This window comes from Dyella sp. ASV21 (genome assembly GCF_016428975.1).
In the GTDB taxonomy this organism is placed as follows: Bacteria; Pseudomonadota; Gammaproteobacteria; order Xanthomonadales; family Rhodanobacteraceae; genus Dyella.
In genome coordinates this window covers 1-398 of the sequence record NZ_JAELTT010000214.1, presented here as the reverse complement: position 1 = coordinate 398, position 398 = coordinate 1, and the positions used below count along the sequence as shown (strand labels likewise).

Here is a 398-nt window from a genome sequence, read left to right as displayed (position 1 = left end):
CCCCCCCCCCCCCCCCCCCCCCCCCCCCCCCCCCCCCCCCCCCCCCCCCCCCCCCCCCCCCCCCCCCCCCCCCCTTTTTCACGCATACGCCGGAATACGAGATTCGGTCACGGGTCTCGTGGGCTCGGAGATGTGTATAAGAGACAGCAGCACGTTGTTGCCCAGTTGCACCATGCCCGCGCCGAAACACCTGCGCGGACTGCGCACTACCCCTGCTAGACATATTCAACTCATCACGTACGCCATTACGCCTGTCTCTTATACACATCTGACGCTGCCGACGACAACGTTCGGGTGTAGATCTCGGTGGTCGCCGGAGCAGTGAGAGAGGGGGGGGGGGGGGGGGGGGGGGGGGGGGGGGGGGGGGGGGGGGGGGGGGGGGGGGGGGGGGGGGGGGG

General features: G+C 71.9%; 1 protein-coding gene. It reads right to left on the bottom strand.

Annotation, left to right across the window (positions count from 1 at the left end; translation table 11 throughout):
- Window positions 1-78 precede the first annotated feature (78 nt).
- A complete protein-coding gene (locus JHD67_RS22685; protein ID WP_255557461.1) occupies window positions 79-207 on the bottom strand; it encodes a hypothetical protein in 129 nt (42 codons plus the stop codon).
- Between the last annotated feature and the right edge of the window lie 191 nt (window positions 208-398).